Genomic DNA, 16,448 nt, shown 5'->3' on the forward strand with positions numbered 1-16,448 from the left:
ATAATAAAAATCAAGATGATAGCTCGACTTTTCCCTTTTCCATAACTGTCTTTATTTTTGTGTAAAACCTTTTTTTCTCTGAATAATACGTACAAAAATAGATTGGATACCATGTAGGCACCAATCTATTTTAATTAAAGAAACTGTGTCAATTCTGAGTTCACAATACGTTGTGCAGTAATGATAACACTGTCAGCTGTTAGTCCATAAACACTATATAGTCCACCAGGTTGATTAGGAACAATTTGAACTTCATATTCAAATGCTTGTCCAAAAGCAGGATGAACTAAACTTAGAGTTACAAAAGTAGAAGCATTAGAATTCACATTGAAGTTTACCTGTTCAATTAATACTAATGAACCGTCAAGTCTAAAAACTCTAGCTACTCCAGTAAGTGGGCCCGCAGTACGGTTAAGGATTTTCACCCTAACTCTATTTGCATTAGCAGGTTGATTTCCTACGTTTTCAATTGGTCCTGTAGTAAGAGCCATATAACATCACCTCCATTATATTATTATGATATTCAACGATAAACATTAATGTTATAGTCTAATTACCCAATTTATTTAAAATAAAAAAATGTTCGTTTTTATCGCGTTAATTAATAAAAACGAACATTTTATAATGAATGAATTCGCAAAAAATAAATTCATATACTAAACTAAATCAACCTACAACAACCGTTTTTTTTTACAGACAATTACTCTCCCTTCCGACTTCCTCACTTTCGCCTAATATTGAACCGGAACTCTTTCTACCCGCATGTTGCGAGATAAAATGCGTATCCATCCAATTCACAATTATTTCTTCCAGCTCTGGATGAAGGGGCTTTCCCGCTCCTTTTTCATAATTCTGTTTAAACTCTAAAGCTTTGAACTCCCCCTCAAAACTTTTTAAACTATGATCCATATCTTTTATTACATGTACTGCAGAATCACCCTTCACATACTCACCGATCCGCTTCGCTCTTTCAGGATCAGCCTGAATATCTTTATCACCAGCAATAGCTAGTACTGGACATGTTACTTGTTGTAAATCTTTATAAATATCATGCTGAAAATGCTCTCTAAACCATTTTGCATTCATCGGTTTAAAACCAACTTTAATCGTATCTTTTTCTGTGTTCATCATTTTCTCTTTTATTTTTTCCATCTGCTTTTCTCCACGTTTCTCCACATTGAGAAGACGCATTAACTTTCCTTTTATTCCTTTCTGCGCTTTTAATTCTTTATAAGCAATCTCTCTTTGTCTTTTCGAAGCCTCTTCTAATGATTCCGCAGCTCCGGTAAGAAGGATGAGCCCATTAACTGGTGTTCTTGCATTGACTACCGTTGCCAACATACACCCTTCACTATGACCAGCCAAAATGATATTTTCTGGATCAACAAATGGTTGTTCTTTTAAATACGTAATCGTAGACTCTATATCACTAACTAAATCCCACATTCCAGTCTTCAGAAATTCTCCGTCACTCTTTCCTACTCCGCGCTTATCAAAACGAAGCGTCACTACTCCAAGCTTCGCCATTACATGTGCTAAAGCTTTATATATGTTCGACTTAAGCTTTAGCGGTACTATCGTTCCATCACGATCAATCTCTCCAGATCCAGCAATAATGACAACCGCAGCACACTTCCCGTCGGCTTTCGGTTTAGTAATCGTACCGCGCAAAGTAAATTCATTATTTATCGTTACTTCATATTCATCAAAGGTCATTATATTTATCCTCCCTCTAATCTGTTATATCCAATTTAAACTTTAAACTCGCTATTATATTTTTGTACTCTCTTACATCCTTCATCGGAGCGAAAACTGGATTCTCTGCAATACTTTGTAACATGCTTCGCTTTATAACCTCTTCACTCCTAACAGTTTTAGTACCGAGCGGAAATTCTGCAAACCATTCATCAATTGCATCAAAATATGAATCGCCGTGTAAATGCAGGCTATTTACTGTGAAACTAGCTGCACAAACTGTTGCATATTTCTGCAACATTTCTAATGCTCTTTCAAAATCTCCTAGCATACAATATACTTGCGCAGCAGCATAGTATACTTTTAAAGTCATATTAGGATGTAGTTTTTCTATTTCATATATATCTATTAACAGGAAAGCTCTATTTAAAATTACCTCTACCTTTTCAGTGTTTGAAGCATTTACTACTATATAATTCGGTATTGTCGCAACGAGTTGTATTAAATGTTGGTACATACTAATTTGCATCATTTCATTCGCCTTCTCAGTATTTCCAAGCATTTGATACGCTTGTGCGATTAAATCCTCTTCTGGAAAATTAGGACGTATCGTTTCGCCAAGTAATTGAAGCACCTCATTTGGTTTATTGAGTATAAGATAGCAAGTTGCTTGAAACGATATCGCCTCTTTCACAAGTGAAACATCATCACTTTCTTCCTGCACCCTGCTAAAAAGAGACATTGCTTCTTCTAAAATTTCAATTTTTTTATCCGTATCCTCAGTTAACATATGGTGATTAATAAAAAGAAGTCCCATTTGAAGTAATAACGGAAAACAAGAATAATATTTTTTGATTATTCCTCTGCACTCTATCATTACTTCATCAAACGTTTTTTCACTAAAAGCTTCTGCGAGTCTATGATATAAATTTTTAATATCTTCCTGTTTCATTTGCGGTGTATAACTAATTAGTTCATCTATACTAATGTTAAAGTATGATGCTAACAGTGGTAAAAATGTTATATCCGGATAACTCTGTCCTGTCTCCCATTTGGAAACAGATGCCTTCGTAATACCGATATACGTCGCTAACTCTTCCTGCGTAATTCCCTTTTCTTTTCTCTTATCTGCAATGATTTTATGAATATGAATTTCTCTCACTGTATCACCTCATACTTTTATTATATGTTTTTTATTTCACACAAAATATGGATTTAAAATCAACTTTCATTAACAAAATCAACCGCTAGGAAACATCCCCCTAAAATAAAAAGAAGTCCCATAAAATCAGAACTTCTTTTTCTATGTATATTTACTTCGTTATCTCACCAAACTGCGCTCTCGTCACTTTCGCCAAGTCATCTACTTTAAGCTCAATTTGTATACCGATTTTCCCTCCACTTACAATGATCGTATTAAGTGATTGGGCACTTTCATCAATACATGTAGAAAATAGCTTTTTCATTCCGACTGGCGAACACCCACCGCGAATATATCCTGACACTTTCGTAATATCTTTAACGGGAATCATTTCAATTTTCTTTTCACTTACTGCTTTTGCGGCAGCTTTTAAATTTAGTTCCTCATCTACCGGAATGATAAACACATGATAATTTTTACTATTCCCTTGAGCAATTAACGTTTTATATACTTCTCTCACTTCTCGTCCAATTTTCTCAGCTACTGATACGCCATCAATTTTTCCATCGTCTGGATCATATGACATCATCGAATATTCAATTTTTTCTTTATCTAATATTCGCATCGCATTTGTTTTATCTTTTTTCATAACGTTCTCCTTAAAAGGTTATTTCATATTATTAAGTTTTATTATACACCCTTTTCCATTTCTCCTACATAACTTCACGTATATTTCAAAACTAAAAATATTGATAATTCAAAAATCATCTGATATAATTTGGAAAAACTTATGTTAAGGAGAGATTTGTCATGCGAAATGTTAATACTTCTTTCCAACTTCATCATCATACGTAACGCCGTGTATCCGAAGAAAAATTTTTCTTCGTGGGTACAGGGCTTTTCCTGTTGACCCACGAAGCGTTCATAAAGCTATGTGGGTATTTTTATACCTGCATAGCTTTTTTTAATTTAAAAAAGGAGTGATTATGATGGAAATGAGAAATGTAAAAGGAACGAAAGACTATTTACCAGAGGAGCAAGTGCTGCGAAATAAAATTAAAAGAGCTTGTGAAGATACGTTTGGACGATACGGATGCAAACCTTTAGAAACGCCGACGTTAAATATGTATGAGCTTATGTCTTACAAGTACGGCGGTGGTGATGAAATATTAAAAGAAATATATACACTTCAAGATCAAGGAAAACGTGATATTGCCTTACGATACGATTTAACTATTCCATTCGCAAAAGTTGTGGCAATGAACCCGAACCTCCGCCTCCCTTTTAAACGTTATGAAATTGGGAAAGTATTTCGAGATGGGCCAATTAAACAAGGAAGATTTCGTGAATTTATACAATGCGACGTTGATATTGTCGGTGTAGAATCAGTCATGGCTGAAGCGGAACTCATGAGCATGGCGTTTGAGCTGTTCCGAACATTAAACTTAGAGATATCGATCCAATATAATAACCGAAAATTGTTAAATGGTATTCTTCAGGCCATTAACATCCCTACTGAATTAACAAATGACGTCATTTTATCATTAGACAAAATCGAAAAGATTGGGATTGATGGTGTACGAAAAGATGTATTAGAGCGCGGAATTTCTGAAGAAATGGCTGATACAATATGTAATACTGTATTATCTTGTCTAAAGCTTACAATTGTTGACTTTAAAGAAGCTTTCAATAACCAACTCGTTGCCGATGGCGTAAACGAATTGCAACAATTACAGCAATATTTAATCGCTCTCGGAATAAATGAAAATACGATATTCAATCCGTTTTTAGCAAGAGGACTGACAATGTACACAGGTACTGTATATGAAATCTTCCTAAAAGATGGCTCAATTACATCTAGCATAGGTAGCGGCGGCCGTTACGATAACATTATCGGAGCATTCCGTGGTGATAGTATGAACTATCCAACAGTCGGTATTTCATTCGGTTTAGACGTTATTTATGCAGCACTATCGCAGAAAGAAACAATCTCATCTACAGCGGATCTATTTATCATCCCGCTCGGGACAGAATTACAATGCTTACAAATTGCCCAGCAATTACGTTCTACCACTTCCTTAAAAATCGAACTCGAACTAGCAGGACGCAAATTAAAACGTGCCCTTAATTATGCCAATAAAGAGAATATCCCTTATGTGCTTATTATTGGTGAAGAAGAACTTAGTACAAACACTGTTGTGCTGCGGAATATGAAGGAAGGTAGTGAGATGAAGGTTCCGCTTACTTCTTTGAAAAATAATACATTGAATAAATATTTTACTACGCCTACTACGTTATGACTGTGAAGTATTCTCAAAATGTAAATCAGGTAAACAAAAAAGGGCTGTCCGCGCATGACAGCCCTTTTCCCTTAATGAACAACACCTTCATAAGTGAAATTATATTAACGATTTTCCGAATATATCTATCATAATTTACACTATATCAACGATACATAGATTTTTCATTTGATAGATAACCGGGCAATTAGTTTACATAAAATAATTATACTCAATTTAATCTTACAAAACTTTAACATCCAATTACCTATTTTAATAATATATGGTTTTCTAATTTCACTACCAATTTAAGAAAAATTCATATCCTTCTCTACTATACCACTTTTATCTATTAACTTTTATTTTGTGCATTCCTACTCTCCAAAACTTTCTCCATATTATGAGTTGCCCATTCCATCATTAATAGAATCATTGGACGAAGTGATTCACCAAGCTCGGTTAACGAATATTCTACTTTAGGTGGCACTTCACGGTATACTTCACGATGTATGATGCCATCTGCTTCAAGTTCTCTAAGCTGCAGTGTTAACATTCTTTGTGTGATATTAGGTTTTAATCTTTTTAATTCATTAAACCTCTTTTTCCCATCTAATAAATGATACAAAATAACACCTTTCCATTTTCCACCAATCACCTCAACCATAGCTTCAACTGGACAAGAATATTTATTTAAAAATGGGTAATTTATATTATTTTCATTTGAACAATCCATAATAAATCCCTTCCCTTAACATTAGTATCTTTTTTGATACTATACCACATAAATGTGCGTACTTGTATCTATGTTACTTTAAAAATATAATTTACTTACAAAATAAATTAAAGAAAAGAGGAACTTTTATGACAAATACAAACGAAATTACAAAAGAGAAAATTATGGAGGCTTTTCATTTCAGACATGCATGTAAAGAGTTCGATCCTATGCACAAAATTTCAGAAGAGGATTTTAAATTCATTTTAGAAACAGGCAGATTATCTCCTTCTTCTTTTGGATATGAACCTTGGAAATTTATTGTCGTACAAAATAAAGAATTAAGAGAAAAACTACAACCGTATTCATGGGGCGCTGGTGGGCAACTTGCAACAGCTAGTCATTTTGTCATTGTTCTTTCAAGAAACATTAAAGATATGCATTATGATGCAGAGTATATTAAATATATGATGAACGATATTATTGGATTGCCTGAAGACACTCAAAAAATTAGATATGAATTCTTCAAAAAGTTCCAGGAAACAGATTTTAACTTATTACAATCCGATCGTACTGTATTTGATTGGGCATCTAAACAAACTTATATTGCTTTAGGTAATATGATGACGAGCGCAGCTCAAATCGGTATTGATTCTTGTCCGATAGAAGGATTCGATAAAGAGAAAGTAGACTCTTTACTTCGTCAAGAAGGCATTATACAGGGCGATAATCTTGAAGTATCTGTTATGGTTGCCTTTGGTTACCGTAAAGAAGATCCAAAACGTGATAAAACAAGACAGACTATGGATACAATTGTTGAATGGATTAAGTAATATAGCACACACAAATAATGCTCCTAATAGCTGGATACTTATACTAAAGAACTATTAGTCGTTTTTCTTATGTATGAATTTGGTTTTTCATGGAAAGATATATTAGTATGTATGCAGTTTGAGCACTCTATTTTTTAGAGTCGAACAGGAGGAGAATGAATATGTCTGATATTGAAGTTGGCGAAGTGTTTACTCTTAGTGATGAGAATAACGAAGAGCAAGAAGTAGAAGTACTTGGAGCGATGGATGTCGAAGGCGCAGAATATATTGCAGTTGCCTTTGTTGAAGATATCCAAACAGAAACTGAGGAAGACATTGATATTTTCTTTTTAAAAGTAGAAGAAGATAATGAGTTTTCATACATTGAAAATGATGAAGAGTTTGATAAAGTATCTGCTGCGTTTGAAAAGATTTTGGATGAGCAAGAGCAAGAATAGTATGAATGAAAAACACGAGGGCGGATGCATATCCGCCCTCTTTTTATTACTCATCCAGAGACTCACGCAGTAATTGCAGTACATCTTTCATCGCAAAAGGTCCATCTTTTTTAACATGCTCCGCAAATTCTGAAACGAGACGTAATGTTCTCACACTTTCGATTGGATGTTCTCCTGATGCACTTTCAGCTGAAAGCATAACTGCATTCGTCCCGTCCAGTACAGCTTGAAACACATCAGTCACCTCAGCCCTTGTTGGAATAGAATGATCTACCATAGATTGAAGCATTTGTGTTGCTGTAATGACATATGTATTCGTTCGATTACATTCCTGAATCATCATTTTCTGTAAAAGCGGAATGCATTGATACGGTAACTCTACTCCTAAATCGCCCCTTGCAATCATAATTCCATCTGCTTCTTTACATATATCCTGAAAATTCTCGATTGCTTCCATCGTTTCTATTTTTGCAATTACATTAGGTGACGTTTCTTTATACTGTTGTATAAAATCTCGTATTTCTTTTATATGACTAGGTTTTCTTACGAAAGAACACGCGATAAAATCAACATTCTCTTCTAAAAGAAACTGAATATCTTTTTTATCTTTCTCTGTAATAGCTGGTAAACGAACAGCCGCACCTGGTAAATTAACTCCTTTATGGGATGAGATATTGCCACCTGTTTTTACCTTCGTTTCTATTTTGTCCGTACTTATCTTTTCAACAATTAATTCAACTTCTCCATCATTAATTAAAATTCTACTGTCTACTTTCACATCATTCGGTATTCCTTCATAATCAACGCTTGCTTCTGTATTACTCCCTGTAACTGGTTGTGTATGTAAAATAAAAGAATCTCCTGCCTGAAGTGTAATTTGCTCTCCCTTCACTTCACCTAATCTTATTTTAGGTCCTTGTACATCACCCAAAAATTTAATAGAGTCATCTAATGATTTCACTAAACGAATGATGTCTTTATGACTTTCATGCGTGCCATGCGATAAATTCAGTCGAACAATTTTCATACCATTCTTTATTAACTGTGCTAACGTTTCTTTATTATTACTTGCGGGTCCAATTGTACAAATTCGATCGATTGTCATTTTTGTCACCATCCTTTTTTTAATAAGTTTCCCATATGAACTTAAAAATAACAGAGATTCTGACATGAATAGATTTAAATTTACATGAATTTCATAAAATTAAACCTGTATCCCTTGCTGGCTAAGCATTAGAAGATATATTCGCTTTTTTGCAAATGAAGACATGTTGAATCGAAAGTAAAAGAAAAGTTAAGTATGGGATAAACCATTGAGAGTTTCGAAATTTTCATATATTGTATGAATTGAGTTCGAACTCAAAAATTTAAAAAGGTGGGAAAATTAGTGAATATGAAAAAATCTTTATCGGTGACAACTTTAGGGTTAGCGGTTTTAGGTTTTGGTTTTACTAATAACGCAAGTGCTTCAGAGATCGATACTGTAGACAAGCAGCCCGTTTTAGTTGACTTTGATACAATTCAATCAACAAAAACATCTAGTGTTCCTAGTTTGACTATTGCAGCTGCACCTAAGAATGACTCTAACATTAGCGTATATACTCCCTTTTTTGGTAACCCATATGCAGTTGCTAAATCGAAATCAACTACGACCGAAGACTATGTTTATGCAAAAGCAAGAACTTTCAATGGCGATGGCTCATTAGTAAATACGAAAAGTAATAGTGCAAAAAAATCATCCTTTGTAAGTGCTACAGCGACCAACACAAGCATTTATTATGGAGATGATTACGCTATCGGTAATCATACCTATAAATTAAGTGGTTATAATGATGTGAATCACGAAACAAAAGCTTTCTGGTAAGAAAGAGAAAAAAGATATGCATCTTGCATATCTTTTTTCTCTAATATTTTACATATATTGAGGTGCTATTTATGAAACAAATATATATTATTAGCGGTGTTTTACTTATTTCATTACTTACAATTTATATTTTGTTCAATACTTCAATCATACAACCTCATCCACCTTCCATAGAAAATAAACGCGAGCAACAAACCAATACTATTTCTTACGGATTGAAGGATAATCAAGGCCAACATATTAACAATGGCAGTACAATTACTAGTGAGGATAATAAAATTAATGTAACATTATCATTCGTACATACTATTAATGAAAACCGAAAATATGGATTAATTGTTCTAGAAGATTACGAACAAAAACCTTTTAAAATAGAAGATACTACTAATGAAATATCACACTATTTTTTTGATATGAAACCAAACAGTTCAATGACTACGAAAATCTCTTTACACACTTCTCCTAATGCAAGTGAATTAACCTTTTTAATAATAAAAAAACCTGAATACAAATTAAAAGATAATAACTTAAATAAAGCAGCTATTTTAGAAGATATTCTAAGTATGCGATATTCAATGCATCCTCTTCAGAAAGAAAACGAAAAAATAAAACTCCCCCTTATAGATCCAGATGCTATTTTAAAAGATGGTCTTTACGAACCAGTATTTGTTACGAACCGTGAAGAGAACTTACAAACTGTCTTCTTTGAAAAGGAAGGCAAGCAATTAATTTTATCAAACGGTAATGAAACAAATGATGAAATGACCTACGCAATCGTGGCTTTTAAAGATTGGAAACAAGTTGAAATATTTAACAATAGAAAAGTCGTTTATACTAAGGTTGCACCTGAAACAAGACAAATCTTTAATTTCACATTGCCTTCAGTGGATCAAGAAAGTAATTTTCAACTCGTCGCTTTTCCATTTCCTTATAAAGTTAGCGAAGAAGATTATGTCAGTCAACAAGCATTCAGTTCCTTTCGCATCGTAATTGAAAATGAAAATAAATAAGTTATACTGTGCACATTACAACAACCTAAAAAAGGCCTACTCACAGGAGTAGGCTTTTGAAACTATGAAAGTTTCGTCAATAACTGATTTAAATCTTTTTTCGTTTTCGTCGTTAATGATTTCATTTTATTAACATCAATCTTTTCCTTCTCCGCCCCTACAATTAACGGATACATACTTTGACCGATTGTTTTAGAATCCGTCGGATGTGATGCTTCTAGCTCTTTTTCAATCACATCCCACTTTTCGTTAATTTGTTTGCCAAGCTTATTCACTGTTTCCAATTTCGGATTAGCAGCTAACTGCTTGTCCAAGCTATCAATTAATGCTACAACTTCTTTAACATTCGTTTTCACAGCAACACTTTTCTTCGGATCTTTCGTTGCCTTTCCGTTATTGTTTGTGCTTGTACTTGTGCTTTGATCTGCTGTTTTCCCGCTAGTCGTTTGATCATTCGTTTTTCCTGTCGTTTCTTTTTCTTTTGTTTTTACATTTTCGTTTTGAGTTGACGTTTTGCCGTTACTTTCTGTTCCTGATGATTCTTTCGTATTTTTTGCATCCTTATCTGTTTTTTCATTTGAAGAAGTATTTGTTTCTTTTTCAGTATCTTTCGTTGTTTTTGAAGCTTCATCTGCACTTGTCGTTTTTGCTTCTCCATCCTTTTGCGCAGTTACTTGCTCTTTCTTTTCCGTTTCTTTATCTGCTGAAGGACTACAAGCTGCCATAGTAAGCATTGTACCAATTGTAATCGATGCGATAGCGACCTTTTTCATTTTCATATAAATCCCCCTATGTTTTACATAATTTATCCTCCCCTTTACGATTCGATTTCCCCTTAAAAAATCCCTTTTCACATGAATTACCATCTTTCCGACAGTAATCTTCATAATAATACGGACAAAAACTGATAAACTCATTTTAATATTCGAGTTTCTTCTACTTCATTTTTCTGCTCGCAAGTAAAAGAAAAAGAGTATATTGTCACATTAAGAATCACTATCTTCATATGACGATATACTCTTCTATCAAATTTTTATCTTTCTTGACATTTTATTTATACAAAAAAATAAAATTTTCTTTCGTTTTTTGTTTCTCAGCATTTGTTAACATAATATTTTTATGAATAACCACCATTCGAGTGAATGACTTGCCCAGTAACCCATTTCGCTTCTTCACTTACTAAAAAAGAAATTAAGCGCGCAGCATCCATCGTTTCTCCAACTCTACCTTGCGGGAATTTCCATACTAAATAATGTTTTAATTCCTCTGTAATCCACCCTGTATTTGTTGGTCCTGGATCAACAGCATTCACTGTAATCCCCTTCTCCATCGCAACTGGTGCTACTGACTTTGTAAATGCTTCAATTGCCCCTTTCGTTGCTGCATATGCTAGTTCATCTGGCATTGGACCTACTGACTGTCCTGAAGTAAGATTAATAATACTCCCGCCCGTTTTAAGTGAATAATGTTTTATAAACAATGAACTTAATAGCATAGTAGCCCGAACATTAACTGTATAATGTTTATCCAACTGCTCTACATCTAATTCCTCAATCCTCGTATGAGTAGAATATACTGCATTATTAACTAGAATAGATGGATCACCTAACCGTTCTGATACCATATAAAACAAACGATTTGGCGAATAAGACTGCGATAAATTGATTTCTGCCATTTCACATCGAACATCGTAACTTTCAATTTCCTTTTTCAGCAAAAAGGGTTCTTGATCACTCATTCCCCATGGCATCGCTTTATCATACTTTGGCCAGTACGTGAAAAAAATGTCTATCCCCTTTTGAGCAAGCACCTTGCATACAGCTGCACCAATTCCATTCAGACGAGTTGCCCCTGTTACAATTGCTATTTTCTTCACCTTTTTCTCCTCCATCTATACACAGATCCCCTGCATGAATACAGAGGATCTATCTTCTTATTGAATATTTGACAGTATACGTTCAGCACCTAATTTTAACATTTTAATAAAGATATAATTTACAATCGTAAACATTACAAATAAAACGATAAACATAACCCATAGTCCGACATGAAGGAAGAAGTATAATACACTTACTCCCGCCACAATAATTAAAGCTATTAAAATATTAGCTAAAAAATTCCAAAAAGTTGTATATCGACTTTTAAATAATTTCTGCTCTGTATCCCAATGAATATCTGCAGTTTGTGCGTCCCAACGTGTTCCGATTAAATTAATTAATAACAACCCGTTCGCACTTAGTAAAAACCACAGTATCATAAAGACTGGAGAAATCCCAGCTACAACTGCCATCGTAATACCGAATACTGCTAAAATGATCACATTAATTAACCAAGCAGTGATTGCTTTCGCAAAAAAGATATCCGAAGCCTTTACTGGTAAATAACGATTCACAAACCAAGAGCTTCCATCTCGCGAAAATGACGTTGTTGCAATGACGTTACTACCCATTAAAAATAACGATGCACAAAGGCCCACGCCAATTGCAAGGCCTGCTGATTTTGGGTTATCAATATACCCTGTAATCCACTTTAAATTCCCGTCTTGCACGAATAAAACAAAGAATAACATAATCGGCATAACGAAAGTTTGTACAATACAATTTAAGAAAAATTGTGGTGTACGGAATAACGTTTTAAATTCCTTTTTCACATACGCTTTTAAATGTGAACTTTGTACCGTTGATTTCTGTAATCCTTCGGCTGAAATGACTTCTTTTTTTGCTGTACTCGTTGAAAGTCCAATAACCCCTTTTAAATATGTACGCTCTGCAATGTAATAAAACAACACAAAAAATACAAATGAAATAAGTGCAAAGATTAATACATATAAAGGACCCTTCCAATTTGCATTTTCTACTAATGCCACTGCTCCGAAATATGTAGTTGGAAAATAGTTTGTCATTTGTACTAAAAGAGAAGATTGGTTGTTCGCAAGGTAATCCGCAATTGCATCTTCAGAAAACGAACTTTTATTTTTCCACTGTAAAAATACATTAATTCCTACAATAAATAGTATACTTACAATTCCAATAAATATATTTCCTCGGTCTTTATTTTTTGCTATATTTGTATACCTCATAATAACTGTCATCAGTAACGAAGCTAGTACTAACGGCACAATCGGGAAGAGTAAGTAAATAAAAATCATGTATATGTAATATGTAATAAATGCGCCACTTTTTAATCCGTACGTAATAAAGATTGGTAATAAAATGAATGAACTCATTACGTATTGTGTTATTAATACTGTTAAAAATTTTGCCGAAATAATCTGGGCTGGTTTTAATGGTAATGGTAGTAACATTTCAATATCATTGCTGTAGTAAAATACAGTTAAAATGTTCGTTATACTCATTAAAAATACCCATATACTCGCAATCGCAAGTCCCATTGCGATAATCATTCCTGGATCTTGCCCTAAATGTATCATTCCCTCATACATTGCGTGCGTGATAGAACCAAATAGTAAAAAGCCGACAAATAAAATGGCTGCAAATGAAAATACATACGCCCATCGCTTCTTCTTATCTGTTATAAAATCTGCATAATTTAATTTTAATAATACTTTCGTTAACGTCCAAATTTTACTCATTGCCCGTCATCTCCAAGAACATTTTTTCAAGTGATTCATTGGATTTAAAATGATCTCTCATTTCATCTAAATTCCCTTTAAACTGAAGATTCCCCTTATTAATAATTGCAACCCGGTCACATATTTTTTCCGCTACTTCTAATACGTGTGTAGAGAAAAATACAATCTTTCCTTTATCCGCATGTTCTCTCATCATTTCTTTTAAAATATATGCAGATTTCGGATCAAGCCCAGTTAACGGTTCATCTAAAATCCATACATCTGGTTCATGCACGAGCACACCAATAATAACGATTTTTTGTCTCATACCGTGCGAATAACTTTGAATTTGATCAGATAATGCATTATAAAGATCAAACTTCTTCGCTAAAGACTCTATTCGTTCTTGTCTTACTTCTTTCGGCACTTCATACATATCAGCCATAAAGTTTAAATATTCAATTCCTTTTAAACGTAAAAACATATCTGGGCTATCCGGCACATAACCAAACGTCTTCTTCGCTTCCATCGGCTCTTCCATAATATTTTTTCCGTTAATCGTAATAGTCCCTTTGTCTACCCCGTGAATACCAGTAATCATCTTAATTGTCGTTGATTTACCCGCACCATTCGGTCCTAAAAATCCAAAGATTTCGCCGCTAGGTACAGATAAACTTAAGTCTTTTACTGCATAGGTAGACCCATTATAACTTTTTGACACATTCGTAATTTCAATCATTCCATCCAATCCTTTCCTTAATTACCAAATAACTATATTGATATTATAGCATAGTTCTATTTTAAGATTTTTACATTTTTCAGTATATTTAACCTTTAAAATAAATATACACCCCTAATCCAACAACTAAAACGACAGCTAGTATAATATAAATCATTGTTAAGCGTTTAATATTCCCCTTTGTCGCTTTGCTATAATTTGCATCACCATTCCGCCCAATTAACACCGTCGCAATGACAGTAATCACTACAAGTAATACAACGATCATGATCCAAGTTAGCATTTCTTCCTCCCCCTCCTTACAACCATTTTACAATATTATCCTCTTTATTTCGCAGCATATTTCCTCTTTTTACTATTATTATGAAGCAAACTGGAAAACTATTATTACCATTCCTATCCAATTGCGATATATTTATAACATAACGTGACTTATTTCTAACAACATAAGGAGGACCTATCATGAAAACAACTTGGATAAAATATTTAGGATTTCTCGGTTTCTTCGGTTTCCTCGGATTTTTTTATGAAAAAGGATTGTTTACTATGTTCTGTTTCTTCTCCTTTTTCACATCGTATAGAACAGTTCAACACGATGAACTGTTTGAACAAATTGTCAATAAATCGTGTCGCAATGCATTTATCGTTACGTTACTAACTACCACAATCATTATGTTTATTGAAATGTTATTTCCAAACCCTACGCTACAAGAGATTGATATCGCTCTTATTTTCGGCACACTCATTCTTACATTCGGCTTTTCTATGTTCTTTTTCGATAAACCAATTGATGAAATGGAAGATGCACCATGGCGTTCGTAACGAGAATAAAAGAATACCGTGCCAAATTGAACATGACACAAGAAGATTTAGCGAAGAGCGTTGGTGTGCGACGTGAAACAATTAGTCATCTCGAAAAAGGTAAATACAATCCTTCCTTACAACTTGCTCACGATATAGCGAAGGCATTACATAGTACGATTGATGAGATTTTTATTTTTGAGGATTGATTAAAGACGTCCAGTCACAAGAATCACATAAAAAAATACCGTCATTCTTTCCAAGAAGAATGACGGTATTTCCCATTGATTATCCATATAAAACCGCATGAAATACGCCTAATAGCAAGTATTGATCCTGCATGTAATCTTCATCATATACATTCATCTCAATGTAATACATATCTTCCTCAAGACGAATATTCCAATCTGCAATTACATAGCCCTTTCGTAATAACTTTCCCATTCCAAATGAAGTTTTATGAACAACATATTCTTCTGCCTTATATGTAAAGGTAAATAAGAAATTTGCATCCAATAACTTTCCGTCACATACAAGTATTTCATGCTCTGCATCATGATTATCTTTGTACGTTACTAAAATCCTTCTTTGGCGCTGCCTACTTACATCCTTTGCAATGACGCGAATATTGTCCTTACTATCCTTTATTTCATAAATAATATTACTACCAATTTTTGGAATGAAATCCAACACTCTCATCAGCGTATTTTTATAATAGCCCCTTACTACGCCTACTTGCTCACTTCCATTATAAACCTCTATCGGTGTCGTATCTGCTTTGCTATCACACGGTCGTTTGTAAGAGAGCTGCATCATTCGCTCTCCTCTTAAGTACTGATCAAACGTCACAGGATATTCTATCATGCGCAGTTCTTTATTTAGCTCATACAAATAGCGTTGAACACTCTCTATTAATGTTGTAGTAGCTATACGCTCTTGAAGTTCAAATTCTTGCCAGCTGGAAAAAACATTCCATTGATTATGATCCTCTTCATAGAAGAAATCAAGAATTACCTCTTCACGGTCAGCCGTTTCATATTTCATAGGCACGTTCTGCCCATGTTGAACTTGTTCCATCCACTGACCTAAATAAATGCCCAGCTCTGCAACCTTCATACATGATTTTTGAAAAAATACGCTGTCACTCGCGCAAATCGTTACATCTCCTTCGATAAAGCCCTTTGAATAAGCATCATACCGTGGCTCATCCTTCTGCGGGATACTCTTATCTAACTCAAATAAAAACGTTAACATCCTTTATTCACCTCTAGTTGTTACACTAATCATACATGACATCGCATCACTCTGAGAGACTATTTATATACGCATATTTAATTCACGCATTATAACACGTGAATGATCTTGT

General features: G+C 34.0%; 19 protein-coding genes. 7 read left to right on the forward strand and 12 right to left on the reverse strand.

Features of this window, described 5'->3' with window-relative positions; all coding sequences use genetic code 11:
• Positions 1-134: 134 nt before the first annotated feature.
• From N2V80_RS16330 to ybaK, 4 genes are all read right to left on the reverse strand, one after another.
• Positions 135-491 carry a hypothetical protein gene (locus N2V80_RS16330; protein ID WP_001229426.1) on the reverse strand — a complete coding sequence of 119 codons (357 nt, stop codon included), beginning with the start codon at positions 489-491 and terminating at the stop codon, positions 135-137.
• A 199-nt stretch (positions 492-690) separates the two neighbouring features.
• Positions 691-1,716, reverse strand: coding sequence for an alpha/beta hydrolase (locus N2V80_RS16335; protein ID WP_000141813.1), 1,026 nt, complete (start codon positions 1,714-1,716; stop codon positions 691-693).
• A 16-nt stretch (positions 1,717-1,732) separates the two neighbouring features.
• Positions 1,733-2,857 (reverse strand): helix-turn-helix domain-containing protein, encoded by a 1,125-nt coding sequence (locus N2V80_RS16340; RefSeq protein WP_001206780.1) that lies wholly within the window; start codon positions 2,855-2,857, stop codon positions 1,733-1,735.
• Positions 2,858-3,008: 151 nt separating this feature from the next.
• A complete protein-coding gene (gene ybaK / locus N2V80_RS16345; RefSeq protein WP_000710862.1) occupies positions 3,009-3,485 on the reverse strand; it encodes a Cys-tRNA(Pro) deacylase in 477 nt (158 codons plus the stop codon).
• 337 nt (positions 3,486-3,822) lie between these two features.
• Here ybaK and N2V80_RS16350 point away from each other — a divergent pair, with 337 nt between their 5' ends.
• A complete protein-coding gene (locus tag N2V80_RS16350) occupies positions 3,823-5,136 on the forward strand; it encodes a histidine--tRNA ligase (RefSeq protein WP_100240250.1) in 1,314 nt (437 codons plus the stop codon).
• Between the two features lie 331 nt (positions 5,137-5,467).
• Here the strand turns inward: N2V80_RS16350 and N2V80_RS16355 are convergent, their stop codons facing one another.
• Complete coding sequence (locus N2V80_RS16355) at positions 5,468-5,848, reverse strand: winged helix-turn-helix transcriptional regulator (protein ID WP_000340650.1); 381 nt, start codon at positions 5,846-5,848, stop codon at positions 5,468-5,470.
• Positions 5,849-5,976: 128 nt separating this feature from the next.
• Between N2V80_RS16355 and N2V80_RS16360 the strand changes: the two genes are divergently transcribed.
• Together N2V80_RS16360 and N2V80_RS16365 are read left to right on the forward strand one after the other, a co-directional pair.
• Positions 5,977-6,660 carry an NAD(P)H-dependent oxidoreductase gene (locus N2V80_RS16360; RefSeq protein ID WP_000185718.1) on the forward strand — a complete coding sequence of 228 codons (684 nt, stop codon included), beginning with the start codon at positions 5,977-5,979 and terminating at the stop codon, positions 6,658-6,660.
• Positions 6,661-6,815: 155 nt separating this feature from the next.
• Positions 6,816-7,097: a DUF1292 domain-containing protein gene (locus N2V80_RS16365; RefSeq protein WP_002005464.1), complete on the forward strand. Its 282-nt coding sequence runs from the start codon at positions 6,816-6,818 to the stop codon at positions 7,095-7,097.
• Positions 7,098-7,143: 46 nt separating this feature from the next.
• Here N2V80_RS16365 and N2V80_RS16370 read toward each other — a convergent pair whose 3' ends face one another.
• Entirely contained in the window at positions 7,144-8,202 is a 1,059-nt protein-coding gene (locus tag N2V80_RS16370; protein ID WP_000151081.1) for a pyruvate kinase, read from the reverse strand.
• Between the two features lie 282 nt (positions 8,203-8,484).
• Here N2V80_RS16370 and N2V80_RS16375 point away from each other — a divergent pair, with 282 nt between their 5' ends.
• On the forward strand, positions 8,485-8,961 hold the full coding sequence (locus N2V80_RS16375; RefSeq protein ID WP_001056346.1) for a hypothetical protein: 477 nt from the start codon (positions 8,485-8,487) through the stop codon (positions 8,959-8,961).
• A 71-nt stretch (positions 8,962-9,032) separates the two neighbouring features.
• The gene (locus N2V80_RS16380; RefSeq protein ID WP_048568378.1) at positions 9,033-9,971 is read left to right on the forward strand and encodes a hypothetical protein; all 939 of its coding nucleotides are present in this window, start codon (positions 9,033-9,035) and stop codon (positions 9,969-9,971) included.
• Between the two features lie 62 nt (positions 9,972-10,033).
• Here N2V80_RS16380 and N2V80_RS16385 read toward each other — a convergent pair whose 3' ends face one another.
• From N2V80_RS16385 to N2V80_RS16405, 5 genes are all read right to left on the reverse strand, one after another.
• On the reverse strand, positions 10,034-10,750 hold the full coding sequence (locus N2V80_RS16385) for a hypothetical protein (RefSeq protein ID WP_000782538.1): 717 nt from the start codon (positions 10,748-10,750) through the stop codon (positions 10,034-10,036).
• Between the two features lie 338 nt (positions 10,751-11,088).
• Positions 11,089-11,847 (reverse strand): SDR family oxidoreductase, encoded by a 759-nt coding sequence (locus N2V80_RS16390; protein WP_002103389.1) that lies wholly within the window; start codon positions 11,845-11,847, stop codon positions 11,089-11,091.
• Positions 11,848-11,904: 57 nt separating this feature from the next.
• Entirely contained in the window at positions 11,905-13,563 is a 1,659-nt protein-coding gene (locus N2V80_RS16395) for a putative ABC transporter permease subunit (RefSeq protein WP_061654935.1), read from the reverse strand.
• Positions 13,556-14,281: an ABC transporter ATP-binding protein gene (locus tag N2V80_RS16400; RefSeq protein ID WP_000570204.1), complete on the reverse strand. Its 726-nt coding sequence runs from the start codon at positions 14,279-14,281 to the stop codon at positions 13,556-13,558. Before N2V80_RS16400 ends, N2V80_RS16395 begins: the two co-directional genes overlap by 8 nt.
• An 88-nt stretch (positions 14,282-14,369) precedes the next feature.
• Entirely contained in the window at positions 14,370-14,564 is a 195-nt protein-coding gene (locus N2V80_RS16405; protein ID WP_000958863.1) for a hypothetical protein, read from the reverse strand.
• Positions 14,565-14,743: 179 nt separating this feature from the next.
• Here N2V80_RS16405 and N2V80_RS16410 point away from each other — a divergent pair, with 179 nt between their 5' ends.
• On the forward strand, positions 14,744-15,103 hold the full coding sequence (locus N2V80_RS16410) for a DUF3796 domain-containing protein (RefSeq protein WP_000859225.1): 360 nt from the start codon (positions 14,744-14,746) through the stop codon (positions 15,101-15,103).
• The gene (locus tag N2V80_RS16415) at positions 15,091-15,291 is read left to right on the forward strand and encodes a helix-turn-helix transcriptional regulator (protein WP_000896323.1); all 201 of its coding nucleotides are present in this window, start codon (positions 15,091-15,093) and stop codon (positions 15,289-15,291) included. The genes N2V80_RS16410 and N2V80_RS16415 overlap by 13 nt, the downstream gene beginning before the upstream one ends.
• A 79-nt stretch (positions 15,292-15,370) precedes the next feature.
• On the opposite strand, the gene N2V80_RS16420 is transcribed toward N2V80_RS16415, so the two are convergent.
• On the reverse strand, positions 15,371-16,336 hold the full coding sequence (locus N2V80_RS16420; RefSeq protein ID WP_061654936.1) for a tubby C-terminal domain-like protein: 966 nt from the start codon (positions 16,334-16,336) through the stop codon (positions 15,371-15,373).
• Between the last annotated feature and the right edge of the window lie 112 nt (positions 16,337-16,448).

The sequence above is a fragment of the Bacillus sp. FSL W8-0640 genome (assembly GCF_038007725.1).
In the GTDB taxonomy this organism is placed as follows: Bacteria; Bacillota; Bacilli; order Bacillales; family Bacillaceae_G; genus Bacillus_A; species Bacillus_A cereus.